Raw genomic sequence first — 22,764 nt, forward strand, 5'->3', positions numbered from 1 at the left:
TTCACGGGCGCTAGGTTAGCCCCCGAACGGTCAGGGCCCAAAGTATTTTCTCGGTCAGCCGAACACCACCGCCAGGGCGGCGGCGACGAAGACCACCTGGAGGGCGGTCCGGGCGCCGATCGGCGTGACCGGGCGGCCGGCCAGGGTGAGTTCGCGGCGCGCGGCCGAGACGTTGGCCGGGAACATGGCCAGCATCAGCAGCGCCAGGCCCGCGGCGGCCGGGCGGGCCGTGGCCGGCAGGAGGAGTCCGAGCGCCCCGAGCAGTTCGAGCACCCCGGTCAGGGTGACCAGCAGGCCGGGCCGGGGCAGCCTCGGCGGCACCATGGCGATCAGGTCCGCGCGGCGGGACAGGAAATGGGCCGAGGCGGTCAGCAGGAACATCAGGGCCAGGCCGACCCGCAGGGCGGGGTGCCAGCCGTCGAGAGCGGCGACGCCGAGCAGGCCGGCGAGCCGGGCCGCCGCGGTGCCGGCGACGAGAGCGATCAGGGGTGCCATGGGTGTACGCCTCCCGAAGAGGGAACTTGTCGCCGACAAGATTGCGCCCTGTGGGCCATCTTGTCAATGACAAGTTAGAGTGGGCGCATGACCCAGTCCCGCGCGTACCACCACGGCGACCTGCGCCGCGCACTGCTCGACGCGGCGGTGGAGGTGATGGCGGAGTCCGGCCCGGCCGCGCTGAGCCTCCGCGACCTGGCCCGTCGGGCCGGCGTCTCGCACGCCGCCCCCGCCCACCACTTCGGCGACAAGGCGGGGCTGCTCACCGCGCTCGCCGCCGAGGGCTTCGAGCTGCTGGCCGAGGCGCTGCGCGACGCCGGCGACGACCTGATCGGCGCCGGGGTGGCGTACGTGGGGTTCGCGGTCCGGCACCGGGCCCACTTCGAGGTGATGTTCCGGCCCGACCTCTACCGCGCCGACGACCCGGCGGTGGTGGCCGCCCGGGACCGGGCCGGCGAGCTGCTGCGCACCGGCGTGGCCCGGCGCACCGGGCGGGGACCGGACGTCGACTCCCTGGCGGCCTGGTCGATCGTGCACGGCTTCGCGACGCTCTGGCTCTCCGGCGCCCTGCCGCCCCGGGTCGGCCCCGACCCGGAGGCCGCCGCCCGCAGCGTGATCAGCCGGCTCTTTCCCTGACGGCCGGGCCCCTCGACGAGGGGCCCGACCGCGGGGTCACCAGCTCGTCGGCAACGGCATGCCCTCGGTGTAGCCGGCGGTGCTCTGCACGCCGACCAGGGCCCGTTCGTGGAACTCCTCCAGGCTCCGCGCGCCCGCGTAGGTGAAGGCGCTGCGCACCCCGGAGATGATCTCGTCGATCAGGTCCTCGACGCCCGGCCGGGCCGGGTCCAGATACATCCGGGCCGACGAGATGCCCTCCTCGAAGATGGCCTTCCGGGCCCGGTCGAACGCGCTGTCCTCGGCGGTCCGGGCGCTCACCGCGCGGGCCGAGGCCATCCCGAAACTCTCCTTGTAACGCCGGCCGTCGGCATCGGTGTAGAGGTCGCCGGGGGACTCGTAGGTGCCGGCGAACCAGGAGCCGATCATGACGTTCGAGGCGCCGGCCGCGAGCGCCAGCGCCACGTCCCGCGGGTGGCGTACGCCGCCGTCGGCCCAGACGTGCCGGCCGAGCGAGCGGGCCGCCGCCGCGCAGTCGAGCACCGCGGAGAACTGCGGGCGCCCCACGCCGGTCATCATCCGGGTGGTGCACATGGCGCCCGGCCCGACGCCGACCTTGATGATGTCGGCCCCCGCCTCGACCAGGTCACGTACGCCGTCCGCGGTGACCACGTTGCCGGCCGCCACGGGCACCCCGGGGTCGAGCTTGCGGACCATCCGCAGCGCGGAGATCATCCGCTCCTGGTGCCCGTGCGCGGTGTCCACCACCAGGGTGTCCACCCCGGCCTCCAGCAGGGCGGCCGCCTTGCCGGTCACGTCGCCGTTGATGCCCACCGCGGCGGCGACGCGCAGCCGGCCCCGGTCGTCCACGGCCGGCTTGTAGAGCGTGGCGCGCAGCGCGCCCGACCGGGTCAGCACCCCGACCAGGCGACCCTCGGCGTCCACCACCGGTGCGAGCCGGCGCCGCCCCGCCGAGAGCCGGTCGAAGCCGGTACGCGGATCCGCGTCCGCCGGCACGGTGTGCAGTTCGGTCGACATCACATGCCGGAGCTGGGCGAACCGGTCCACCCCGACGGTGTCCGCCTCGGTGACCACCCCGAGCGGGCGGCCCTCGTCGTCCACCACGATCACCGCGCCGTGCGACCGCTTCGGCAGCAGGTGGATGGCGTCACCCACGGTGTCCGTCGGGCCGAGCGTGATCGCGGTGTCGTGCACCAGGTGCCGCTGCTTGACCCAGGCGACGACGTTGGCCACCACCTCGATCGGGATGTCCTGCGGGATCACCGCGATGGCGCCGCGCCGGGCCACCGTCTCGGCCATCCGCCGGCCGGCGACCGCGGTCATGTTCGACACCACCAGCGGGATGGTGGTGCCGGTGCCGTCGGCCGAGGCCAGGTCGACGTCGAGCCGGGAGCCCACCTCGGAGCGGTTGGGCGCCATGAAGACGTCGTTGTAGGTCAGGTCGTGCGCGGGAACCGCGCCATGAAGGAACCGCACTCGGCCATCATTCCTGCTCGCGGCCGGTCCCGCCGCCGCTGGTGGCCCAAACCACCCCCGGCCGGCGGGACCGCCGACGGTCAGGAGATGGTGCAGATCGCCGCGCCGGCGGTGATCACCGCGCCGACCTCGGCCGACAGGCCGCTGACCGTGCCGGCCTTGTGGGCGTGCAGCGGCTGCTCCATCTTCATCGCCTCCAGCACCACCACCAGGTCCCCCTCGGCGACGGTGTCCCCGTCGGCCACGGCGATCTTGACGATGGTGCCCTGCATCGGCGAGGTGAGCGCGTCGCCGCCGATCGCTGCGCCGGCCTTGGCGCCGCCGCCCCGGCGGGCCGGCTTCTTCGCTGCGGGCGCGGCGGCCGCCGTACCCGCGCCGAGGCCGGCCGGGAGGGTGACCTCCAGCCGCTTGCCGCCCACCTCGACCACGACGGTCTCGCGCTCGGCCGGGCCCTCGACGGCGCCGGCCGGGGCGGTGAAGGCCGGAACGGTGTTGTTCCACCCGGTCTCGATCCACCGGGTGTGCACGGTGAACGGCTCCGCGGTGAAGGCCTCGTCGCGGACCACCAGGCGGTGGAACGGCAGGGCGGTGGCCATGCCCTCGACCACCATCTCGTCCAGCGCGCGTCGGGCCCGCTCCAGCGCCTCGGTCCGGGTCTCGCCGCTGATGATCACCTTGGCCAGCAGCGAGTCGAAGTTGCCGCCGATCACGTCGCCGGCCGAGATGCCGGTGTCCACCCGGACGCCCGGGCCGCTGGGCAGCCGCAGCGCGGTGATGGTGCCCGGCGCGGGCAGGAAGTTGCGGCCCGGGTCCTCGCCGTTGATCCGGAACTCGATCGAGTGCCCGCGCGGGGTCGGGTCCTCGGTGAACCGCAGCTTTTCGCCGTCGGCGATGCGGAACTGCTCGCGGACCAGGTCGATGCCGGAGGTCTCCTCGGTCACCGGGTGCTCCACCTGCAGGCGGGTGTTGACCTCCAGGAAGGAGATGGTGCCATCCGCGCCGACCAGGTATTCCACCGTGCCGGCGCCGTGGTAACCGGCCTCCCGGCAGATCGCCTTGGCGCTGTCGTGGATCTGCCGGCGCTGGGCCTCGGTGAGGAACGGCGCCGGGGCCTCCTCGACCAGCTTCTGGTGCCGGCGCTGGAGCGAGCAGTCCCGGGTGCCCACCACGATCACGTTGCCGTGCTGGTCGGCCAGGACCTGCGCCTCCACGTGGCGGGGCTGGTCCAGGTAGCGCTCGACGAAGCACTCGCCCCGGCCGAACGCGGCGACCGCCTCGCGGGTGGCCGACTCGAACAGGTGCGGGATCTCCTCCATGGTGCGGGCCACCTTGAGGCCGCGCCCGCCGCCGCCGAAGGCCGCCTTGATGGCGACCGGCAGGCCGTGGTCGACGGCGAAGGCCATCACCTCGTCGGCGTTGCCGACCGGGTCCGGGGTGCCGGGAACCAGGGGCGCGCCGGCCCGCTGGGCGATGTGCCGGGCGGTCACCTTGTCGCCGAGGTCGCGGATCGCCTGCGGGGTGGGGCCGATCCAGGTCAGCCCGGCGTCGATGACGGCCTGGGCGAAGTCCGCGTTCTCCGAGAGGAAGCCGTAGCCCGGGTGCACGGCGTCGGCGCCGGCCTTGGCGGCCACGTCGATCAGCTTGTCGATCCGCAGGTAGCTGTCGGTGGCGGTGTCGCCGCCCAGGGCGTACGCCTCGTCGGCGAGGGTGGCGTGCAGGGCGTCCCGGTCGGAGTCCGCGTAGACGGCGACGCTCGCCAGGCCGGCGTCGCGGCAGGCGCGGATGACGCGGACGGCGATCTCGCCGCGGTTGGCGATGAGTACCTTGCGCACCTTGTGGCTCCTCCCGGGAGGTCGTTGCCGGGAGTGTATCGGCCGAGGATTCGGCCCTAACGATCGCTCAGTGTGGGATGCCGCACTGTAGTCAAATTTGGCTATTACGCTTGTCCGGTGTCGGCAACGCGGATGATGATTCTGGGCCTGGTCAGGTGGATGCAGCCGGTGCACGGCTACGACGTACGCCGTGAGCTGCTGAGTTGGAGCGCGGACAAGTGGGCCAACGTGCAGCCCGGTTCGATCTACCACGCGCTGCGCAAGCTCACCGACGAGGGCCTGCTCCGGACAGTCTCGGTCGAGCAGGTCGGCGCCCGCCCCGCCCGCACCACCTACGAGGTGACGGCGAAGGGCGAGGAGGAGTTCGAGACCCTGCTGCGGGCGCAGTGGTGGCAGCTCAACGAGCCCGCGGACCCGTTCGCGGCGGCCTTCTCGTTCCTGCCCGCGATGCCCCGCGACGAAGCCGCGGCGGCGCTGCGCAACCGGGCGAACCTGATCCGGGCCGGGGTCGAGTCGATGCGTGCCTCGCTGGACTCGGACTGGGTGCGCAACCGCAAGCCCGTGCACGTCGGCTGGATGTTCGAGCTCTGGCTGGGTCGGGCCGAGGCGGACATGGCCTGGTGCGAGCGGATCGCCGAGCGGATCGAGTCCGGAGTGTCGTACCTGCCTGCTGGGCTGGAGCAGGCCGATGGGTGGTCGGGGTGGACGGACGGCCGACCCAACGCGGAATAATCAACGTTGACCACAAGAGCTATATCGCGTTAGTCTCTGCGCGAGCCGTGAGGGAGCCGTGCGTCCTCGCGGACCATCGGCGGCCGGTCGCGTCCGGCCCGGAGGACCAGGAGCAGACATGATCGAGACCAGGGGGCTGCGGAAGTCGTTCCGCTCCCGCGCGGGTCGCGAGACGAAGACCGTGGACGCGGTCCGTGGCGTCAACCTCGAGGTGGCCGAGGGGGAGATCTTCGGCTTCCTCGGCCCCAACGGCGCCGGCAAGACCACCACCCTGCGGATGCTCGCCACCCTCATCGAGCCGGACGGCGGCGAGGCCACCATCGCCGGGGCCGACCTGCGCAAGGACCCGGCCGAGGTGCGCCGGCGGATCGGCTACGTGGCCCAGGGCGGCAGCACCTGGGACGAGTCCACCGCCCGCGAGGAACTGGTGCTGCACGCCCGGCTCTACGGCATCGCCAAGGCCGAGGCGCACCGCCGCGCCACCCGCGCCCTGGACGCCTTCCAGCTCAGCGAGTACGCCGACCGCAAGTGCAAGACCTACTCCGGTGGCCAGCGCCGCCGGGTCGAGATCGCGCTCGGCATCATCCACGAACCGAAGATCGTCTTCCTGGACGAGCCGACCACCGGCCTCGACCCGCAGAGCCGGGCGCACATGTGGGACGAGATCCGCCGGCTGCGCACCGAGGGGATGACCGTCTTCATCACCACGCACTACCTCGACGAGGCGGACGCGCTCTGCGACCGGATCGCGATCATGGATCACGGCGAGGTGGTCGCGGAGGGCACCCCGGCGGAGCTGAAGCGCGAGATCTCCGGCGAGGTGGTGCTGGTCGGCCTCGACGCGGCCACCACCCCGCAGGCCGCCGAAGTGCTCGACACCGAGGCGTACGTCAGCAAGCTGGAGACGATCGACGAGGGTGGCCTGCGCCTCTACGTCGACGAGGGCGCCACCGCCATCCCGCAGGTGCTGCGCCGCCTCGACCACGCCGGGCTGGAGCTGCGCTCGATCGAGCTGCACCGCCCCAGCCTCGACGACGTCTTCCTCACCAAGACCGGCCGCTCGCTGCGCGAGTCCTGAGCATCGGGAGAACTGTCATGAAACTCGCCCGCGACACCTGGCTGATCTTCCAGCGCCAGATCCAGCTGCTGCTGCGCAACCCCGTCTGGGTCTTCGTCGGCGTCTTCCAGCCGGTGATGTACCTGCTGCTCTTCGCCCCGCTGCTCAAGCCCGCGCTGCGGGTGTCGACCCAGGCCGAGGCGTACAAGATCTTCGTGCCCGGCCTGCTGGTGCTGCTGGCCATCTTCGGTGGCCTGTTCCAGGGCTTCGGCCTGATCGCCGAGCTGCGCGCCGGGGTGATCGAGCGGTCCCGGGTCACCCCGGTCAGCCGGCTCGCCCTGCTGCTCGGTCGCTCGCTGCGGGACGTGGTCTCGCTGATCGCGCAGGCGGTCATCATCACCCTGCTGGCGCTCCTGTTCGACCTGCGCGTCTTCATCGGTTACCTGCTGCTCGCGTACCTCATGCTGGCCCTCATCGCGCTCATGACCTCGGCCGTCTCCTACGGCGTCGCGCTCAAGGTCAAGAGCGAGGACGCGCTGGCCCCGCTGATGAACACCGTGGCCCAGCCGGTGCTGCTGCTCTCCGGCATCCTGCTGCCGCTCATGTACGCCCCCGGCTGGCTCCAGGGCGTCGCCGACTGGAACCCGTTCTCCTGGGCGGTCGACGGCACCCGGGCGCTCTTCGCCGGTGACCTGGCCAACGACAAGGTCTGGCAGGGCCTGACGATCATCGCGGTGCTCGCCGTCGCCGGGGTGGTCTGGGCCGCCCGGCAGTTCGCCCGCAGCGTCCGCTGAGCAGGACGAGAGCTGCCTCTCATCCGAAGCGGGGTGCCGGCCGAGCGCGCGTAGCGTAAGGCCGGTGCCCCGCCTCACCCGTGACCGGACGACCTGGCTGACCTACGCTCAGCTCGGCCTGTGGGGCTTCTTCCTCTACGGGTTCGGTCCCGTCGTGCCGCTGCTCCGCGACGAACAGGGCACCAGCGCCGCCGTCGCCGGTCTGCACAGCACCGGCATCGCGGTCGGCGCGCTGGCCGGCGGCGCGCTCTTCGCGCCGGCCGCCCGCCGCCTCGGCCGCGGCCCCGCCATCTGGCTCGGGCTCGCCGGCCTGGCCGCCGGCGTCGCCGCGCTCGGCCTGCTCCGCCCGCTGCCCGCCACCATCGCCGCCGTCGCGGTCGTCGCCACCTTCGGCATGATGGTGATCAGCGGGGTCAACGTCGTGCTCACCGCCCACCACGGGCGCGCCGCGCCCGCCGCGCTGAGCGAGGCCAACGCGGCCTGCGCCGGCATGGGCATCCTCGCGCCGCTGGTCATCGGCGCGACCGTGGACGCCGGCCTCGGCTGGCGGCCGATGATGGCCGTCGAGGTCGGGCTGATCACCCTGGTCGCCCTCGCCGCCGTGACCTTCCGGGTACGCCTGCCGAGGGCCGCCCCCGCTACCGCGGCTGCCGCTGCCGTTCGCCCGATCTTGGACACCTACCGTTCCTCTCGAACGGAAACTGTCCAAGATCTCGGGCGCCGGACGGTGCTGCCGCGGGCGTACTGGATCGCCTGGGTCCTGATGGCGGTGACCGGGTCGATCGAGGTGTGCCTGTCGCTCTGGACCGCCGACGTGCTCCGGACCCACGCGGGGCTCAGCGCCGGCGGAGCGTCGGCGGCCGTCGCGGCGATCGTCTGCGGCATGTTCGCCGGCCGGCTGGCCGGTGGCCGGCTCGCGCTGCGCTGGCCGCCGGTGCCGCTGCTGCTCGCCGCGCTGACCGTCTCCCTGGCCGGGTTCGCCCTGTTCTGGTCCGCCTCGGTCGGTTGGCTGGCCGTCACCGGCCTGGTCGTGCTCGGGCTGGGCAATGCCCTGCACTACCCCCTGGCGATCTCCATCGCCCTCACCGTGGCAGGTCGGGCCGCGGACAAGGCGGCCGGCTGGTCGTCGTACTCGGTGGGAGTGGGTTTCGGGATCGCGCCGGTCGCGCTCGGCTGGGTGGCCGACGGCGTCGGCCCCCACCTGGCCTTCCTGCTCCTGCCCGCCTTCATCGCCGCGGCCCTGCTGCTCACCGTGCGCCTCGGCCGCGCCCTGCGCCTGCCCTCGCCCACCGACGACCGCACCCCGGTCTCCGCCGCCGCGTGACCGGCCCGCTTCCTCGCCCGGCCCGCCTCCGTGCGTTCGCTTGATCGCCTGCGCCTGCGCTCGCCCGTCTGATCGACTCCAGCTCGGCGTGGTGGCGGTATCCGGGCGGACGGGATGGCGCCACCACGCCGAGCTGGCGTGGGTCCGGTGCCTCGGCGTGCTGGTTCAGAGCACCCGGGCGAGGGTCACGCCGTCGGCGATGGGGAGCATGACGACCTCGACGCGGACGTCGGCGAGGATCTCGTCGTTGAAGGCGGCGATCGCACGGTCGTCGGCGTTCTGCGGTGCGAGCACCCGGCCGCCGCGCAGCGTGTTGTCGACCGCGATCACCGCGCCCGGGCGCATCCGGGGCACCAGCTCGTCCCAGTAGATCGGATAGCCGACCTTGTCGGCGTCGATGAACGCGAAGTCCAGGTAGCGCTCCTGCGGCAGTTGGCGCAGCGTGTCCGCGGCCGGACCGATACGCAGCTCGATCCGGTCCTGCACACCCGCCCGGGTCCAGTACCGCCGGGCCACGCCGGTGTACTCCTCCGAGATGTCGAAGCAGGTCAGGCGGCCGCCCTCGGCGAGGCCCCGGGCGATGGCCAGCGAGGAGAGACCGGTGAACGTGCCCACCTCCACCGCCTGCCGGACGCCGAGCAGCCGGGTCAGGAAGGTCAGGAACGCGGCCTGTTCGGGCGCGACCTGCATGTCCGCCTGGGCGGGAAGGGCGGCGCGGGTCTCCTCGGCCAGCTCCCGGACGATCTCGTCCGGGGCGGACCCGTGCGCCACGAGGTACGCGTGCAGTTCCGGGGTCAGCGGCAACGGCTTCGTGCTCATGATCGGACGTTAGCCGAGATGTTCGACCTCCTGGCCCCCCGGCGCAACCTTCGTCCACAGGTCGGTGATGTTCAGCTCCAACTCGGCGAGGAGATTGCGCAGCAGCGGCAGGGAGAGCCCCACCACCGTGCCCGGGTCACCCTCGATGCCGGTCAGGAAAGCCCCGCCCAGCCCGTCGATGGTGAACGCCCCGGCCACCGCCAGCGGTTCACCCGTCGCCACGTACGCGGCGATCTCCGCATCGCTGATGTCGGCGAAGTGCACAGTGGTCGATGCGACCGCCTCCGCACGGGACTCGTGCACCACGTCGAGCAGACAATGACCGGTGTGCAGCACCCCACTGCGCCCGCGCATCCGCTGCCACCGCCGGGTGGCGTCCGGCGCGTCGGCCGGCTTGCCCAGGATCTCGCCGTCGAACGCCAGCACCGAGTCGCAACCGAGCACCAACGTCCGCTCGTCCGGGTTGGGGCGCAGCCGGCCCAGCACCGCCTGCGCCTTCAGCCGGGCCAGCTCCAGGCACAGCTCCTCGGCCCGGTCGCTGACCACCTGCGATTCGTCGACACCGCTGACCAGCACGTCAGGTTCGATCCCGGCGGCCTGGAGCAGCTTGCGGCGGGCGGGACTCTGCGAGGCGAGCACGAGGCGCAGCGGCACGGAGGTCAACACCCCACCGACGCTACCGGCTGATCCGCGGCGGCGGGTCGTCGGCACGTCGACGCCGGCGCCAGACCAGGTAACCGCCGCCCGCAGCGAGCAGCACACCCAGTGTCGCCAAGCCGCGCACGGTCGAGTTGTCGTCGCCTCTGTCGTGAGCCCGCGAGGTGGGTGGTGCGGTGACCGACGGCGTTTCGAAGCCGAGTGGGGGGACGTCAGCGGTGAGGGCGGCGACCAGGTCGATGACGCCGTAGCCGTATTCGTCGTCGCGGCCGGGTGGGCCCTTGTCGATCGCGGTGGCGGTCAGGCGGTGGGCGACCTCCTGGGCGGGGAGGTCGGGGTACTTGGAACGGACCAGGGCGGCGGCCCCAGCCACGATGGCAGTTGCATCGGAGGTGCCGCTGCTTTTCCGGTATCGGCCGCCGATGCCGGTGCTATAGATATCAACTGCCGGGCCGACGACATCTATCTCTGGACCGGATACTGACAAGGTTGCATGATTGCCGCGCCGGTCTACGCCGCCCACGGCTATTACGGTGGGCTCGGAGGCGGGGTAGCTGACTCCGCTTTCGCGCGGAGCGTTTCCCGCAGCTGCTACAACGACAATATTTGCATCCACAGCGGCGTCCACGGCTGCTCGGAGGCGAGTAGTTGGGGTGCTCGCCGCCGAGATGCTAATGATGCCGACATGGTGCTTAGTCGCGTACTCGATGCTTGCTGCTAGGTCATCGGGGTCACCGAGACCGTTGACAGGCGTGTCGTAAAGAGGAAGTATTTTCGCTCTGGGAGCTATTCCTAGAGCGCCACTCTTGGCATCTCGTCCATGCGCAGCGATAAGGCCGGCCATTGCAGTGCCATGGCTGTTCTGGTCAAGCTTTCCGTTTCCGCTGCCGCCAGGAATTATGTCGGCGCCTGCGAGCAGGTTTCGTTCTATGTCCGGATGGGGGTCGACGCCGGTATCAGGCAGGGCGACGACTATTCCCTTGCCTTGGCTAACCCTGTGGGCCTGATAGACGTTGAGATACTGGAGATGCCACTGATCACTTCTGATCCGCTCCACGCCATCGTTGCTTCCTGCGGCGGCGTTGCTGGTATTCGTGGGTACTAGCAAACTGGCGGCAGCAGCGATTGCGAGGATGCGGGACGAGCCAGGATGGCGGGATGTCACCGGTCGAAGCCGATTGCCGGCCCTGGATCGCTCGGACCACTCTCTTCCGGAGGTCGAACCACCGGATCCACTCCGCGGTCCACCTCCCATGGGTTGTCCGGATCCCACCGCCGGCCGCCTTGGTCGCCGTCGGGACGCTGTGGTCCTTTCCTGGCGCCGCCAGCGGTTGCAGGGCCACCTCCTAGCGGCGTAGGGCCGTATGCCCCAAAGTGTGGTCCTTTGCCGACCCCGGGCCGAGAACCAGCCGCTCCGCTCGGAGCCGTGCCGGCGCCGCCCCCGCCTATAACCCCGCCAATTGGATTTACTCGACGAGGCGAAGGTGCCGCACCTGGCTGGCCGACGGACGGAGAACTGCCGATCAAGCCACCGGGCGGCATCGAGCGCGGGGCGTTGGAAGGTGTCGATCTATTAGAAATCTCGCGGCCGCCGCCTTGGCTCTTAGGCAGGCGATCAATAGGGAGTCCACGGATTGGTGCCGCCGGGGTCGGCGGGAGGGGGAAGCCCGTACCGCCAACATGGGGAGTGGGCAAGGCGGGGGACGTCGTATGCGCAGGGGGTGCGGTGGGCATCGGAGCGACGCCTGTCCCTGCTCCGCCCAGCACTGGTCCTTGGGCGATAACCGATCCCGTTTTGGGCGCTACAGTGGCCGCAGGTCTGGTCGAGGAGGCAGGGCGAGTGGCCTGCGTCTGTGCTGGAGATGCAACGGGCACTGCGACGACCGGCGGGATAATCGGGACTGAGCCGGCCCCGGAGTAAGGGTCTGTTGGTTCTTGGTCTACTCGTGGGCCTAGCCGGGGACGGACTGCTGGCGGGCGTTGGAGCATGACTTGGGCTTGTTGGAGTTCGCCGCTCAGCCCCGTCATCAACCCTCGCGCCCGCACGTTCAACTGCTCCAGCTCCGCGTCCGTCACCGGCGGCTTCTCCGGCAGCCGGCTCCCCGCCACCGCCTTAGGGTCGGCGACGATCGCCTCGTACGCCCGCTTCTGTCGCACCTTCTCCGCGTACTCCTCGTGGAGCGGCTTGAGTTCGGCGCGGGTGCTGCCGATGGCGCGGGTGGCGGCGGCGAGCGCGTCGTAGTTCGCGGCGGCGGCGTCGTGGGTGCGCTGCACCTGGTCGATGAGTTGGTCGAGGTCCCCGAGGTACGCCCGCGCGGCGGCATTCGTCTCCGGCGGCCACGCCTCGGCGAGCCCGCGGCGGTACTCGCGCAGCCGGCTCAGGTGGGCCAGGGCGAGGTCGCAGACCTTGCGCCAGCCAGCGACCTGCTTCCACTGGCCGCTGGTGTCCTGGTCCTGGAGGCACGCCCACATGCTGAGCACGTCCATCAGGCGCCACTCGGTGAGCCCGGAGGTGCGTCCGCTGCCCCGTTCGATCACGGCAGGACCACCCGCCCCTGCTCAGGCGCGGTCGGATCCGCCAGCGGCGGCACCGGGCGGGCGGCCGCGGTGGACGGCGCGGCCAGGGCCCGTTCGACGTCGACGACCCGGGCGGAGGAGAAGGCGTCGGAGTCGGCGTACGTGGCCGCGATGTGGCCGGCGGCGCCGGCCAGCCGGCCGGTGGCGGGGGCCAGGTCCCAGACCATGCTGACCGTGGCCTGCTGGGTCTCGTGGTGGGCCTGGAGGAACTGGACCAGTTCGATGAACGCGTCGGCCGGGTTGGGGACCGGGGCTTTCATGTCGTCGGCGATGTACGACAGGTGCGGTGTGTAGTTGCGGCTGACCTCGTCCTGGAGCCGGTCGGCGAAGTCGCGCATCTGTCGGATGTCGGCCTCGATGCCGCCGTAGTCACGCAGCCAGCCGGCCGGCTGGTTGTCCTCCGGGATCATCGACCCTCCCTGCCCGTCACCGCACGGTTTCCCTGAGTGAGGTTAATGGCTCGCCGTGGATCCCGGCAGTCCTGATGCGGGGTCGGCGTACCCGGGATGGGTCAGCGGGGGAGGCCGGAGGCGCGCCACGCGCCGGGGCCCGCGACCGGCGCGGCGCCGGCCGGACGGGCGCTGCGTGCCCACTGCGACACGGCGGCCGGCGCGGTGGCCGCGACCGGTCGGGTCCGCACCACGAGGGCCCCGACCAGGGCGGCCAGTTCGTCGGCGGTGGGCACGCCGCGGACGATCCGGAACAGCGGCTCTTCGGCAGACATGCCGACAGGGTACGCGTCCAGAACTTGACCTTCACCGGACAGTGGCGTGCCGCCGGTGTACCGGTAGCGGCTCCCGGGTACGGTTTCAGCGATGTCTAACCCGCTTCCCCAACTCGTCGCCGACCGGTACCGGCTCATCTCGCCGCTCGGCCAGGGCGGCATGGGTCGGGTGTGGAAGGCGCGCGACGAGGTGCTGCACCGCGACGTGGCGATCAAGGAACTCGTTCCGCCGCCCAGCCTCACCCCGGAGGAGCGCCGCGAGATGCGGGAACGCTCGTTGCGGGAGGCCCGGGCGATCGCCCGGCTCAACAACGTCAACGTGGTCCGCATCTTCGACGTGCTGCGCACCGACGGCGATCCGTGGATCGTCATGGAATACGTGCCGTCGAAGTCCTTGCAGGACACCATCGCCGAGGACGGCCCGGTCTCGTCGGCGAAGGCCGTCGAGATCGGTCTCGGGGTGCTGGGCGCGCTGAAGGCCGCGCACAAGGCCGGCATCATGCACCGCGATGTGAAGCCGGGCAACGTGCTGCTCGGCAGCGACGGGCGCGTGGTGCTCACCGACTTCGGTCTGGCCACCATCCCGGGCGACCCCAACGTCACCCGCACCGGCATGGTGCTCGGCTCGCCCGCGTACATCGCGCCGGAACGGGCAAAGGACGGCACGGCGGGGCCGGAGGCCGACCTCTGGTCGCTGGGCGCCACGCTCTACGCCGCCGTCGAGGGGAAGTCGCCGTACGCGCGGCCGTCGGCGATCGCCACCCTGGCGGCGCTCGCCACCGAGCCGCTGCCGCCGCCGAAGAACGCCGGGCCGCTGAAGCCGGTGCTCCAGGGCCTGCTGCGCAAGGACCCGGAGGAGCGGATCACCGCCGAGGTCGCGGAGCGCATGCTGCGCAAGGCCGCGGGGCGGCGGGCCAAGGGCATCTCACTGCTGGACGGCGTACGCCGGCCCGGGCCGAACGGTCCGCGCGTTCCGCGCCCGCCGCTGGTGCCGGCGCCGCGTCCGGCCGACGACCAGGCCGAGCGGCCGGTGACTCCGGCGCCGCGCAAGCCCGACGGGGGCACGTCCGCGGCCGCCGTCGCCGGTGCCGCGGCGGCCGCCGACGCCACCGTCAAGGCACCGGCCGGTTCGGACGCCGCGCCCACCGCGAAGGTGGCCCCGCCGGTCGCCGAACCGACCACGAAGCTCGACGCCGAGCCGGCGGTCGCCGACACCCGGGTAAACGGCGCCGACCCGGCCCTGGACGAGACGCGGCTGGACGGCGAGCCGGTGGTGGAGCCGCCGGCCCCGCCGAGGAACCCGACCTCGGTGCTGGCCGAGCCGGTCAGCCCGGCGCCGTCGACCGGCCGGGCGGCGGTGATCCCGGGTACGAAGCCGGAACGCAACAAGCGCAACCTGCTGATCGGCGCGCTGGTTTTGGTGCTGCTGGCCGGCCTGGCGGTGGCCGTGCCGCTGCTCAACCGCGATGACGACAGCAAGGGCGGCGGCCAGCAGGCAGCCACCACCACGTCGGCCGCGGCCCCGCCCGCACCGGGGAACGGCGCCGGGCCGACCTCGGCCGCGCCGAGCAGCGCCGCGCCCAGCCAGACCCCGTCGGTGACCCCGTCGATGACCCCCTCGGCGGCTGCCGGCACCCTGCCCACCGGTTGGCACTACTACAAGGGCCCGAACGGCTTCCAGGTGCCGATCCCCAACGGTTGGCAGGCCCGGCCCGGCGACAACCAGGTCGTGCTCTACGAGGCCGGCGGCGCGCGGCGGGTGCTGTTCATCCAGTGGACCTCCTCGCCGAAGAAGGACGCGTACGCCGACTGGCAGGCGCAGGAGTCGAGCCGCCGGAACTACGTCGACAACTACAAGCTGGTCGGGATCACCCGCTGTGACGGTTACTACCGCACCTGCGCCGACTGGGACTGGCTGGAGACGCGGAATGGCGGAACCCGCTTCCACGTGCGCAACCGGGGCGTGGCCACGGCCAGCAACCGGGGCTTCGCCCTGCGCTGGGAGGTCCCGGCGGACGCCTGGCAGGCCAACCTGGCCAACTGGGAGATCATCACGAAGGGCTTCAAGCCCGACCGGGTGAACTGATCCAGGGAATCCCGCCATTGCGAAACTGACTCGCATGGCCTTCCGTCCTCGGGGGTATTGAGACCGCGACGACGGAAGGAGGTACGACATGGGTTACCGACACAAGGACACCGGCCCCCGGCTGGCACTGTGGATGCTGGTCGCGCTCGGAGACGTGGTCCTGCTGCTGGTCAGCGCCGGCCTTTCCGCGCCGGTCGCGGTGCTCGGTGTCGTCGCCCTCACCGTCGCGGGGGTGGCGACGTGGCGGCTGGCCCGCCGGACCACCCTGGCCGGGCGGGGCGCGGTCCCTGTGCCGGTCGCCTCGCGACGCAGGGCATGACCCGGGCGGTACGAACGGCAGTGGCGGCAGCCGGACCGGCTGACGACCTCGGTCGTAGCCGATCCCGCTGCCGCCGACTGGCGACCGTGGGGGATGGTCAGGTGTTGTTGGCCAGGGCGATCAGCCGGGTCCGGTCACCGTTCCAGTAGTTGCGGTCGACGTTGCCGCTGATCCCGGAGACGCTGCCGCTGCTGGTGTACTGCCAGAAGCTCCAGAACGGGGCGCCGGCCGGCAGGGTGCCCACCGTGCTGGACCACCGGGCGACCCACAGCGGGTGGTTGGCCCACGGGGCGGTCCAGCTGCCGGTGCACTGGTTCCACCAGCTGGTGGTGGTGTAGATGACCGCGTACCGGCCGGTGCGGGACCGGTAGGTGCTGAGGAAGTCCTGCACCCAGTTGCGCATGCCGGTGGTGGTGAGGCCGTAGCAGTAGCCACCGGCGTACGGGTTGCCCTCGAGGTCGAGTGCGGCGGGCAGCGTACGGCTGTCGGCGGACCAGGCGCCGCCGTTGCTGGCCAGGTAGTTGGCCTGGATCGCGCCGGAGGAGATGTTCGGCCGGGCGAAGTGGTAGGCCCCGCGGATCACGCCGGCGTTGTAGGCGTTGACGTAGTTCGCGTTGAAGTTGGGGTCCTTGTAGCTCGTGCCCTCGGTGGCCTTGATGAAGGCGAACTGGATGCCGGCGTTGCGCACGCTGGTCCAGTTGATGGTGCCCTGGTAGCGAGAGACGTCGATGCCGGGGGTGGTCGCCGCGGCTGCCGGTCCGGCGGTCGCGACGAGGGCCGCCGCCGCGGTGGCGGCGACGGTCAGGCCGGCGGCGAGCAACCGGCGCACGGAGAGTCTGGTACGAGCCATTGATGCCTCCAGGGACGTCCAATGATTGACGCCCATCTTTGGAGGTAAGTGCCCTAGATCACAAGAGGGCTTAAAGAATTTTTCATTGACGACCGTCGTCGCCTCGGTGACCCGCGGGTCAACTCAGCGGAGGGTGCTGGGGTCGATCACCCAACGGAAGGGCTCGGTGACCGTCAGGGTCTCGCCGGCCTTGGCGACCCGGTCCTCGACGTAGTGTTCCCCGTCCAGCCGGTGCAGCCGCAGCGAGTGGCTGTCCCCGTCCTGCTCCACCAGCAGGTACCAGGGAATCCGGGCGATGGCGTAGGGCTGCATCTTGACCAGCCGGTCAGCCGCGGCATTCCCCGGCGAGACGATCTCTCCGACGAGCCGGACCTCGCTGGCCTCCATCACGGTGCCCTCGTCGTCCGTGTCGGCCACGACCAGGTCCGGAATGACGATCCGGTTCAATCCGAGTCGGACGTTGACCGCCTCGAACACCAGCAGCCCGTGCTGCTCGGCGGCTGCTTCCACCGAGTTCGCGAGGCGGCGCGAGATGGTCTGGTGTCTCTTGCTCGGAGCAGGGCTCACGATCAGGCTCCCGTCGAGCAGTTCGATCCGGTCGCGGCTCTCACCCAGGGCGAGGTAGTCGGCCTCGGTCCAGAGGCCGACGTGCGGTCCGAAGGGCTCAAGTGGTGCCGCGCTCATCGGCGTTCACCTCTGCTCCGACTCGCCACCCGATCACTCTCACACGATACGGGTCGTCGGCTCTCGAACGACACAGCTCAGGCCGGTAGGCTCCCCGCCCATGCCCCTGATCGACGGCCTCACCACCCTCTGGGACAAGCTGCTCGGCGCCCAGCCGGACCCGCCGCCGCTGCTGGTGCTGCTCACCGCCGTCGTCGCGGTGGCGGTGGTCGCCACCCGGTTGCCGTGGCGGATCGCCCGCAACGCCGTGACCATCGCGCACGAGGGCGGCCACGCCCTCGCGGCCCTGCTCACCGGCCGGCGGCTGCGTGGCATCCGGCTGCACTCGGACACCTCCGGGCTAACCCTCTCCGCCGGCCGCCCCACCGGCCCGGGGATGATCCTCACCCTGCTCGCCGGGTACGTCGCGCCGTCCCTGATCGGTCTCGCCGGCGCGTGGCTGCTCGCTGGCAACCGGATCACCCTGTTGCTCTGGGTCGCGGTGGCGCTGCTGCTGGCCATGCTGCTGATGATCCGCAACGTCTTCGGCGTGTTGTCCCTGCTGGTCACCGGCGGCGTGGTGCTCGCCGTCTCCTGGTACGCCTCGCCGCAGGTGCAGGCGGCGTTCGCCTGGACGTCGGTCTGGTTCCTGCTCTTCGGCGGCGTCCGCCCGGTGATCGAGCTGCAGCGGCTGCGCAGCCGGGGGCGGATGCCCGAGTCCGACGCGGATCAGCTCGCCCGGCTCACCCCCTTCCCGCCGCTGTTCTGGGTGACGGTGTTCCTGCTGGTCAGCCTGGCCGCGCTGGGCGCCGGCGCGCTGCTGCTCGCCGGCCCGATCCTCACCGACGCCGGCCTCACCGTCTGAGCGGGGTCTCGTCCGCTCCTGAGCGCCGCTAGGCTGCGCCCGCATGGACGAGGTGACCACCCGGAACCGGGCCGCGTACGACCGGATCGCTGCCGACTTCGCCGCCCGGAACCCGGAGGTGCCCGGCACCTACCGCGAGCTGGCGGAGGAGTTCCAGCGCCGGCTCGACGGGCCGCTGCTGGACCTCGGCTGCGGCCCGGGGCGGGACCTCGCCTTCTGGGCGGACCGGGGCGCCACGCCGGTCGGGCTGGACCTCTCCGCCGCCATGCTGGACGAGGCCCGGCGGCGGGTGGGCGTACCACTGGTCCAGGCCGATCTGCTCCGGCTGCCGTTCCGCGCCGGCGCCTTCGGCGGGGCGTGGTGCTCGGCCGCCCTGCTGCACCTGCCGAAGGCCGGGGCGCCGGCCGCGCTGGCCGGCGTCCGGCGGGTGCTCCGGCCGGGCGCGCCGCTGCTGCTCAGCGTCAAGGAGGGCGAGGGGGAGAGCTGGGAGCGCTGGCCCGGGGAGAGCGCCGACCGTTTCTTCGCCTGGTACGGGGCCGAGGAGAGCGCGGAACTGCTCCGCCGGGCCGGGTTCACCCCGCTGCGGCTGCTGCGGGACGTCGCCGGCCTCGGCCAGCGCTGGCTCTGCCACCTCGCCACGGTGACCTGACCGGCTCCTGCGTCGGGGTCCGAAGGACACGGACAACCCCGGCGTGCAGTGGATCACCCGGCGGGCCGGGCCGGGGCGGGGCAGAATCGGATCCGTGCGATACGTGATCATCGGGGCGGGCGCGGTCGGCGGCACCATCGGCGTACGGCTGGGGGAGGCCGGCCGGGACGTGACGCTGGTGGCCCGCGGCGCGCACCTGGACGCGCTCCGGGAGCGGGGCCTGACCCTGCGGACGCCGGACGGCACGATCACCAGCCGGCTGCCCGCGGTGGCCGGGCCGGAGGACCGCGCACTGCCGGCGGACACCGTGCTGGTGCTCACGGTCAAGTCGCAGGACACCGCGGCGGCCCTGGCGACCTGGGTGGACACCCCGGTCGAGGGCGGCGGGACGGCGGGCGAGCGGCTGCCGATCGTGCTGGCCCAGAACGGGGTCGCCAACGAGTCGGCCGCGCTGCGGCTGTTCGCCCGCGTGCACCCGGTCTGCGTCTGGCTGCCCGCCACCCACCTGGAACCCGGCGTGGTGGTGGCGAACGGGTACCCGCACCCGGGCATGCTGCACCTCGGCCGCTACCCGTCCGGCGCGGACGACACCAGCCGCGCGGTCGCCGCCGACCTGACCGCCGCCGGGTTCGTCGCCCCGGTCCGCGACGACGTGATGCGCTGGAAGTACGGCAAGCTCCTCGGCAACCTCGGCAACGGCCTCCAGGCGCTGCTCGGCCCGGATGTGCCCGAGCCGCTGGCCGCCCGCGTACGCGCCGAGGGGGAGGCCGCGCTCGCCGCCGCCGGCATCCCGCACACCACGCCCGCCGAGGAGGCCGCCGAGCGGGGCGACCGGGTGCGGCACCGGCCGGTCGACGGCGAGGAGCGGGCCGGCGGCTCCACCTGGCAGAGCCTGGCCCGGGGCGCCCGCTCCGCGGAGGCGGACCACCTCAACGGCGAGATCGTGCTGCTCGGCCGGCTGCACGGGGTGCCCACCCCGGCCAACGCGGCGGTCCAGGCGGCCGTCCGCCGGGCGGTCCGCGAGCGCATTGCGGCCGGCGACTTCCCCCGCACGGAGCTGGAGAAAATGGTCGGCTGACCGGCAACCGCACCGCCTCCGCCAGGCGTGTCTCCTGCGAACACGGGGAGGTGGCAGGTGCCCGACAGCGACGGGTTCGACGAGTTCTACCGGGGCAGCCGGCAACGGCTGCTCGGTTTCGTCTACGTGCTCACCGGCAACCTGGCCGAGGCCCAGGACGCCGTGCAGGAGGCGTACATCCGGGCCTGGCAGCGCTGGTCGACGGTGCGCGGTTACGACGACCCGGAGGCGTGGGTGCGCGTGGTGGCCAGCCGGATCGCGGTGAGCCGCTGGCGCAGCCTCCGCAGCCGGGCCCGGGCGTATCTGCGGCACGGGGCGGAGGAGAGCATCCCCGCGCCGAACACCGACACCGTCGAGGTGGTGGCCGCGCTGCGCCGGCTCCCCGAGGAACAGCGCACCGCCATCGCGCTCTACTACCTGCTCGGCATGCCGGTCGCCGAGGTGGCCCGGGAGACCGAGGCGCCGGTCGGCACGGTCAAGGCGCGGCTCTCCCGGGGGCGTGCGGCGCTCGCCGGGCTGCTCGCGGTCGTGGATCTGGAGGAGGAGGCCGCAGATGCGTGACGAATTCGTCGAACTGGTGCAGCGAGAGCTGCGCGACGTCCGCTGGGCTGAGCCGACCGAAATTCGGGCGCTGGCCCGCCGCCGCAGCCGGCGCACGGCGGTGGCGGCGGCTGCGGCGTTGCTGGTGGTCGCCTCGGTCTCCGCCATCGTCGTCGGTCGGGCCGGTACGCCGGTGCCACCTCAGGTTGCCGCCGTTCCCGAGCCGGCCACCGGCCGGGCCGAGATTCCTGTGGAGGCGATGCTGACGCCGGACGATGTGCCGGCGAAGAGTGACGAGCGGCTCGGCGACACGGGCCTCGGTGAGCGGATACGGGTGGACGACATCCTCCGCGCCTGCGGGCAGGAGCGTGGGCTGCCGGCGGATGACACCGCTTCGCGTTACTCCCGTTCGCAGACGCTGATCGGCGCGATCTCGGTGGACGGCTTCGCCCCGGACAAGAGGCCGATCATCAGCCAGGACGTCTACCGGCTGGAGGCCAAGGCGGCGGGACCGTTCTTCGCGGATCTGGATCGGCTCGTAGCGGCCTGCCCGGCGTGGCAGGCGGTCAGCCAGGTCCAGAGCGAGGAGGGGATGACCACCGCCACCGTCGTGCACCACTGGACGGTTGCTGCGAGCGGCTTCGCCGGCGACCAGGCGATCCTGCTCCGGCACAGCATGTCCGTGCAGGTGGATCCGGCGACCGGCGAACCGGTTGGTATCCCGCCCCGGCCCGAGGACCGGCTGGTCGTCCGGGTCGGCGACCTGGTCACGGTCCTGGTGCCGGAGGAGCCCCTGCAGCCTGGAGTGCCGGGTAGCAGGGTGAACGAGGCGCAACTGCTCGACGTGGCGCGCACCGCGGCCCGCCGGATGTGTGTCGCCGCCAACCCCGGCTGCTGAGGCGTCGAGGCCCCCACCGGACGTCCGGCGGGGGCCTCGACGGGGAGCGCTACAGCGGGATGTTGCCGTGCTTCTTCGGCGGCAGGGTCTCGCGCTTGGTGCGCAGCACGCGCAGCGCCCGCACGATCTGGGTGCGCGTCTCGTGCGGCGGGATCACCCCGTCGACGTAGCCGCGCTCGGCGGCGATGTACGGGTTGGCCAGGGTGTCCTCGTACTCGGCGATCTTCTCGGCCCGTACGGCGGCCGGGTCCTCGGCGTTCGCCAGCTCGGAGCGGTAGAGGATGTTCACCGCGCCCTGCGCCCCCATGACCGCGATCTGCGCGGTCGGCCAGGCGAAGTTCAGGTCGGCGCCGAGGTGCTTGGAGCCCATCACGTCGTACGCCCCGCCGTACGCCTTGCGGGTGATGACGGTGACCTTCGGGACGGTGGCCTCGGCGTACGCGTAGATGAGCTTCGCGCCGCGGCGGATGATGCCGTCCCACTCCTGCCCGGTGCCGGGGAGGAAGCCGGGAACGTCCACGAAGGTCAGCACCGGGACGTTGAACGCGTCGCAGGTGCGCACGAACCGGGCCGCCTTCTCCGAGGCGGCGATGTCCAGGGTGCCGGCGAAGTGCATCGGCTGGTTGGCGACGACGCCCACCGGACGCCCCTCGACCCGGCCGAAGCCGACCACGAGGTTCTGCGCGTAGAGCGGCTGGACCTCCAGGAACTCGCCGTCGTCGAGCACGTGCTCGATGAGCCGGTGGATGTCGTACGGCTGGTTGGCCGAGTCCGGGATGAGCGTGTCCAGCTCCCGGTCCTCGTCGGTGACGTCGAGGATCGCCGGCGCATCGAAGACCGGCGGCTCGTCCAGGTTGTTCGACGGCAGGTACGACAGCAGCGCCTTGACGTACTCGATCGCGTCCTCCTCGTCGGTGCCGAGGTAGTGCGCGTTGCCGCTGCGCGAGTTGTGGGTGCGGGCGCCGCCCAGCTCCTCCATGCCCACGTCCTCGCCGGTGACCGTCTTGATCACGTCGGGGCCGGTGATGAACATGTGCGAGGTCTGGTCGACCATCACGGTGAAGTCGGTGACCGCCGGGGAGTAGACCGCGCCGCCCGCGCACGGGCCCATGATCAGCGAGATCTGCGGGATGACGCCGCTGGCCCGGACGTTGCGGAAGAAGATCTCCCCGTAGAGGCCGAGCGAGGCGACGCCCTCCTGGATCCGCGCGCCGCCCGAGTCGTTGATGCCGACGACCGGGCAGCCGATCTTCATGGCCAGGTCCATCAACTTGACGATCTTCTCGCCGAAGACCTCGCCGAGGGAGCCGCCGAAGACGGTGAAGTCCTGCGCGAAGACGCAGACCTGCCGGCCGTCCACCGTGCCGTAGCCGGTCACCACGCCGTCCCCGTACGGGCGGGTCTTCTCCAGCCCGAAGTTGGTCGAGCGGTGCCGGGCGAATTCGTCCATCTCGACGAAGGAACCCTCGTCGAGGAGCATCTCGATCCGCTCCCGAGCGGTCTTCTTGCCCCGCGCGTGCTGCTTCTCGACCGCGCGGGCCGACCCGGCGTGCACCGCCTCGTCGAGCCGTCGCTCCAGGTCCGCCAGCTTGCCGGCGGTCGTGTGGATGTTGATCCCGGTCTCGGTAGTCACCCAGGGAATATAACGATGGTTCAGGTGGGTGCCGCTGTGCAGTGCGCCTCACCGCTTCCC

At 72.0% G+C, this 22,764-nt stretch carries 24 protein-coding genes; 13 read left to right on the forward strand and 11 right to left on the reverse strand.

All coding sequences use genetic code 11. From position 1 onward, the window contains the following. Positions 1 to 54: 54 nt before the first annotated feature. Positions 55 to 495, reverse strand: coding sequence for a DoxX family membrane protein (locus tag AB0F68_RS10925; RefSeq protein WP_357335101.1), 441 nt, complete (start codon positions 493 to 495; stop codon positions 55 to 57). An 87-nt stretch (positions 496 to 582) separates the two neighbouring features. Here AB0F68_RS10925 and AB0F68_RS10930 point away from each other — a divergent pair, with 87 nt between their 5' ends. Further along, positions 583 to 1,131 (forward strand): TetR/AcrR family transcriptional regulator, encoded by a 549-nt coding sequence (locus tag AB0F68_RS10930; protein WP_357335103.1) that lies wholly within the window; start codon positions 583 to 585, stop codon positions 1,129 to 1,131. A gap of 36 nt (positions 1,132 to 1,167) precedes the next feature. Here AB0F68_RS10930 and AB0F68_RS10935 read toward each other — a convergent pair whose 3' ends face one another. Further along, positions 1,168 to 2,607 carry a GuaB1 family IMP dehydrogenase-related protein gene (locus tag AB0F68_RS10935; RefSeq protein ID WP_357335105.1) on the reverse strand — a complete coding sequence of 480 codons (1,440 nt, stop codon included), beginning with the start codon at positions 2,605 to 2,607 and terminating at the stop codon, positions 1,168 to 1,170. Positions 2,608 to 2,687: 80 nt separating this feature from the next. Beyond that, positions 2,688 to 4,439, reverse strand: a complete 1,752-nt coding sequence (locus AB0F68_RS10940; RefSeq protein ID WP_357335108.1) for a biotin carboxylase N-terminal domain-containing protein — start codon at positions 4,437 to 4,439, stop codon at positions 2,688 to 2,690. 132 nt (positions 4,440 to 4,571) lie between these two features. Between AB0F68_RS10940 and AB0F68_RS10945 the strand changes: the two genes are divergently transcribed. The 4 genes from AB0F68_RS10945 to AB0F68_RS10960 all read left to right on the forward strand — a co-directional run bounded on the left by AB0F68_RS10945 (position 4,572) and on the right by AB0F68_RS10960 (position 8,346). After that, entirely contained in the window at positions 4,572 to 5,171 is a 600-nt protein-coding gene (locus AB0F68_RS10945) for a PadR family transcriptional regulator (protein WP_357335380.1), read from the forward strand. A gap of 118 nt (positions 5,172 to 5,289) precedes the next feature. Then, a complete protein-coding gene (locus AB0F68_RS10950; RefSeq protein ID WP_357335111.1) occupies positions 5,290 to 6,249 on the forward strand; it encodes an ATP-binding cassette domain-containing protein in 960 nt (319 codons plus the stop codon). Positions 6,250 to 6,266: 17 nt separating this feature from the next. Beyond that, entirely contained in the window at positions 6,267 to 7,022 is a 756-nt protein-coding gene (locus tag AB0F68_RS10955; protein ID WP_313723100.1) for an ABC transporter permease, read from the forward strand. 64 nt (positions 7,023 to 7,086) lie between these two features. Continuing rightward, positions 7,087 to 8,346, forward strand: coding sequence for an MFS transporter (locus tag AB0F68_RS10960; RefSeq protein ID WP_357335115.1), 1,260 nt, complete (start codon positions 7,087 to 7,089; stop codon positions 8,344 to 8,346). Positions 8,347 to 8,511: 165 nt separating this feature from the next. On the opposite strand, the gene AB0F68_RS10965 is transcribed toward AB0F68_RS10960, so the two are convergent. Genes AB0F68_RS10965 through AB0F68_RS10975 form a run of 3 tightly spaced genes read right to left on the reverse strand, consistent with a single transcriptional unit; the run spans position 8,512 to position 10,879 of the window. Further along, on the reverse strand, positions 8,512 to 9,165 hold the full coding sequence (locus tag AB0F68_RS10965) for an O-methyltransferase (protein ID WP_357335117.1): 654 nt from the start codon (positions 9,163 to 9,165) through the stop codon (positions 8,512 to 8,514). Positions 9,166 to 9,174: 9 nt separating this feature from the next. After that, positions 9,175 to 9,831: a Maf family protein gene (locus AB0F68_RS10970; RefSeq protein ID WP_357335119.1), complete on the reverse strand. Its 657-nt coding sequence runs from the start codon at positions 9,829 to 9,831 to the stop codon at positions 9,175 to 9,177. 10 nt (positions 9,832 to 9,841) lie between these two features. Next, complete coding sequence (locus tag AB0F68_RS10975; protein WP_357335121.1) at positions 9,842 to 10,879, reverse strand: S8 family serine peptidase; 1,038 nt, start codon at positions 10,877 to 10,879, stop codon at positions 9,842 to 9,844. Positions 10,880 to 11,809: 930 nt separating this feature from the next. Here AB0F68_RS10975 and AB0F68_RS10980 point away from each other — a divergent pair. Continuing rightward, complete coding sequence (locus AB0F68_RS10980; RefSeq protein WP_357335124.1) at positions 11,810 to 12,064, forward strand: hypothetical protein; 255 nt, start codon at positions 11,810 to 11,812, stop codon at positions 12,062 to 12,064. A gap of 292 nt (positions 12,065 to 12,356) precedes the next feature. On the opposite strand, the gene AB0F68_RS10985 is transcribed toward AB0F68_RS10980, so the two are convergent. Next, complete coding sequence (locus AB0F68_RS10985; RefSeq protein WP_357335126.1) at positions 12,357 to 12,809, reverse strand: hypothetical protein; 453 nt, start codon at positions 12,807 to 12,809, stop codon at positions 12,357 to 12,359. Positions 12,810 to 12,910: 101 nt separating this feature from the next. Then, positions 12,911 to 13,123, reverse strand: coding sequence for an acyl-CoA carboxylase subunit epsilon (locus AB0F68_RS10990; protein WP_357335128.1), 213 nt, complete (start codon positions 13,121 to 13,123; stop codon positions 12,911 to 12,913). Between the two features lie 91 nt (positions 13,124 to 13,214). Between AB0F68_RS10990 and AB0F68_RS10995 the strand changes: the two genes are divergently transcribed. Further along, the gene (locus tag AB0F68_RS10995) at positions 13,215 to 15,209 is read left to right on the forward strand and encodes a serine/threonine-protein kinase (RefSeq protein ID WP_357335131.1); all 1,995 of its coding nucleotides are present in this window, start codon (positions 13,215 to 13,217) and stop codon (positions 15,207 to 15,209) included. Between the two features lie 88 nt (positions 15,210 to 15,297). Then, the gene (locus AB0F68_RS11000) at positions 15,298 to 15,528 is read left to right on the forward strand and encodes a hypothetical protein (RefSeq protein ID WP_091314056.1); all 231 of its coding nucleotides are present in this window, start codon (positions 15,298 to 15,300) and stop codon (positions 15,526 to 15,528) included. 97 nt (positions 15,529 to 15,625) lie between these two features. Here AB0F68_RS11000 and AB0F68_RS11005 read toward each other — a convergent pair whose 3' ends face one another. Both AB0F68_RS11005 and AB0F68_RS11010 read right to left on the reverse strand, forming a co-directional pair. Beyond that, positions 15,626 to 16,378, reverse strand: a complete 753-nt coding sequence (locus AB0F68_RS11005) for a GH25 family lysozyme (protein ID WP_357335135.1) — start codon at positions 16,376 to 16,378, stop codon at positions 15,626 to 15,628. Between the two features lie 123 nt (positions 16,379 to 16,501). Beyond that, positions 16,502 to 17,062, reverse strand: a complete 561-nt coding sequence (locus AB0F68_RS11010) for a Uma2 family endonuclease (protein ID WP_357335138.1) — start codon at positions 17,060 to 17,062, stop codon at positions 16,502 to 16,504. A 100-nt stretch (positions 17,063 to 17,162) separates the two neighbouring features. Between AB0F68_RS11010 and AB0F68_RS11015 the strand changes: the two genes are divergently transcribed. The 5 genes from AB0F68_RS11015 (at position 17,163) to AB0F68_RS11035 (ending at position 21,071) form a co-directional block, all read left to right on the forward strand. Then, positions 17,163 to 17,906 carry a M50 family metallopeptidase gene (locus AB0F68_RS11015; RefSeq protein ID WP_357335141.1) on the forward strand — a complete coding sequence of 248 codons (744 nt, stop codon included), beginning with the start codon at positions 17,163 to 17,165 and terminating at the stop codon, positions 17,904 to 17,906. 43 nt (positions 17,907 to 17,949) lie between these two features. After that, positions 17,950 to 18,555 carry a class I SAM-dependent methyltransferase gene (locus AB0F68_RS11020; protein WP_357335144.1) on the forward strand — a complete coding sequence of 202 codons (606 nt, stop codon included), beginning with the start codon at positions 17,950 to 17,952 and terminating at the stop codon, positions 18,553 to 18,555. A 94-nt stretch (positions 18,556 to 18,649) separates the two neighbouring features. Then, a complete protein-coding gene (locus AB0F68_RS11025) occupies positions 18,650 to 19,633 on the forward strand; it encodes a 2-dehydropantoate 2-reductase N-terminal domain-containing protein (RefSeq protein ID WP_357335147.1) in 984 nt (327 codons plus the stop codon). Between the two features lie 57 nt (positions 19,634 to 19,690). Next, positions 19,691 to 20,194 carry a SigE family RNA polymerase sigma factor gene (locus AB0F68_RS11030; protein ID WP_357335150.1) on the forward strand — a complete coding sequence of 168 codons (504 nt, stop codon included), beginning with the start codon at positions 19,691 to 19,693 and terminating at the stop codon, positions 20,192 to 20,194. Next, positions 20,187 to 21,071, forward strand: coding sequence for a hypothetical protein (locus AB0F68_RS11035; RefSeq protein WP_357335153.1), 885 nt, complete (start codon positions 20,187 to 20,189; stop codon positions 21,069 to 21,071). The genes AB0F68_RS11030 and AB0F68_RS11035 overlap by 8 nt, the downstream gene beginning before the upstream one ends. A 49-nt stretch (positions 21,072 to 21,120) precedes the next feature. Here the strand turns inward: AB0F68_RS11035 and AB0F68_RS11040 are convergent, their stop codons facing one another. Further along, positions 21,121 to 22,704 carry an acyl-CoA carboxylase subunit beta gene (locus AB0F68_RS11040; RefSeq protein ID WP_357335155.1) on the reverse strand — a complete coding sequence of 528 codons (1,584 nt, stop codon included), beginning with the start codon at positions 22,702 to 22,704 and terminating at the stop codon, positions 21,121 to 21,123. Positions 22,705 to 22,764 lie beyond the last annotated feature (60 nt).

The organism is Micromonospora sp. NPDC023966 (genome assembly GCF_040639095.1).
Classification (GTDB): Bacteria; Actinomycetota; Actinomycetes; order Mycobacteriales; family Micromonosporaceae; genus Micromonospora.

Excerpts from the sequence above, each read along its gene's own strand:
- AB0F68_RS10955 (WP_313723100.1), top strand. The coding sequence starts at position 6,267 with ATGAAACTCGCCCGCGACACCTGGCTGATCTTCCAGCGCCAGATCCAG.
- AB0F68_RS11010 (WP_357335138.1), bottom strand. The coding sequence starts at position 17,062 with ATGAGCGCGGCACCACTTGAGCCCTTCGGACCGCACGTCGGCCTCTGG.
- AB0F68_RS10965 (WP_357335117.1), bottom strand. The coding sequence starts at position 9,165 with ATGAGCACGAAGCCGTTGCCGCTGACCCCGGAACTGCACGCGTACCTC.
- AB0F68_RS11000 (WP_091314056.1), top strand. The coding sequence starts at position 15,298 with ATGGGTTACCGACACAAGGACACCGGCCCCCGGCTGGCACTGTGGATG.
- AB0F68_RS10950 (WP_357335111.1), top strand. The coding sequence starts at position 5,290 with ATGATCGAGACCAGGGGGCTGCGGAAGTCGTTCCGCTCCCGCGCGGGT.
- AB0F68_RS10930 (WP_357335103.1), top strand. The coding sequence starts at position 583 with ATGACCCAGTCCCGCGCGTACCACCACGGCGACCTGCGCCGCGCACTG.
- AB0F68_RS10925 (WP_357335101.1), bottom strand. The coding sequence starts at position 495 with ATGGCACCCCTGATCGCTCTCGTCGCCGGCACCGCGGCGGCCCGGCTC.
- AB0F68_RS10995 (WP_357335131.1), top strand. The coding sequence starts at position 13,215 with ATGTCTAACCCGCTTCCCCAACTCGTCGCCGACCGGTACCGGCTCATC.
- AB0F68_RS10980 (WP_357335124.1), top strand. The coding sequence starts at position 11,810 with ATGACTTGGGCTTGTTGGAGTTCGCCGCTCAGCCCCGTCATCAACCCT.
- AB0F68_RS11035 (WP_357335153.1), top strand. The coding sequence starts at position 20,187 with ATGCGTGACGAATTCGTCGAACTGGTGCAGCGAGAGCTGCGCGACGTC.
- AB0F68_RS10945 (WP_357335380.1), top strand. The coding sequence starts at position 4,572 with ATGATGATTCTGGGCCTGGTCAGGTGGATGCAGCCGGTGCACGGCTAC.
- AB0F68_RS10985 (WP_357335126.1), bottom strand. The coding sequence starts at position 12,809 with ATGATCCCGGAGGACAACCAGCCGGCCGGCTGGCTGCGTGACTACGGC.
- AB0F68_RS11015 (WP_357335141.1), top strand. The coding sequence starts at position 17,163 with ATGCCCCTGATCGACGGCCTCACCACCCTCTGGGACAAGCTGCTCGGC.
- AB0F68_RS11005 (WP_357335135.1), bottom strand. The coding sequence starts at position 16,378 with ATGGCTCGTACCAGACTCTCCGTGCGCCGGTTGCTCGCCGCCGGCCTG.
- AB0F68_RS10990 (WP_357335128.1), bottom strand. The coding sequence starts at position 13,123 with ATGTCTGCCGAAGAGCCGCTGTTCCGGATCGTCCGCGGCGTGCCCACC.
- AB0F68_RS11020 (WP_357335144.1), top strand. The coding sequence starts at position 17,950 with ATGGACGAGGTGACCACCCGGAACCGGGCCGCGTACGACCGGATCGCT.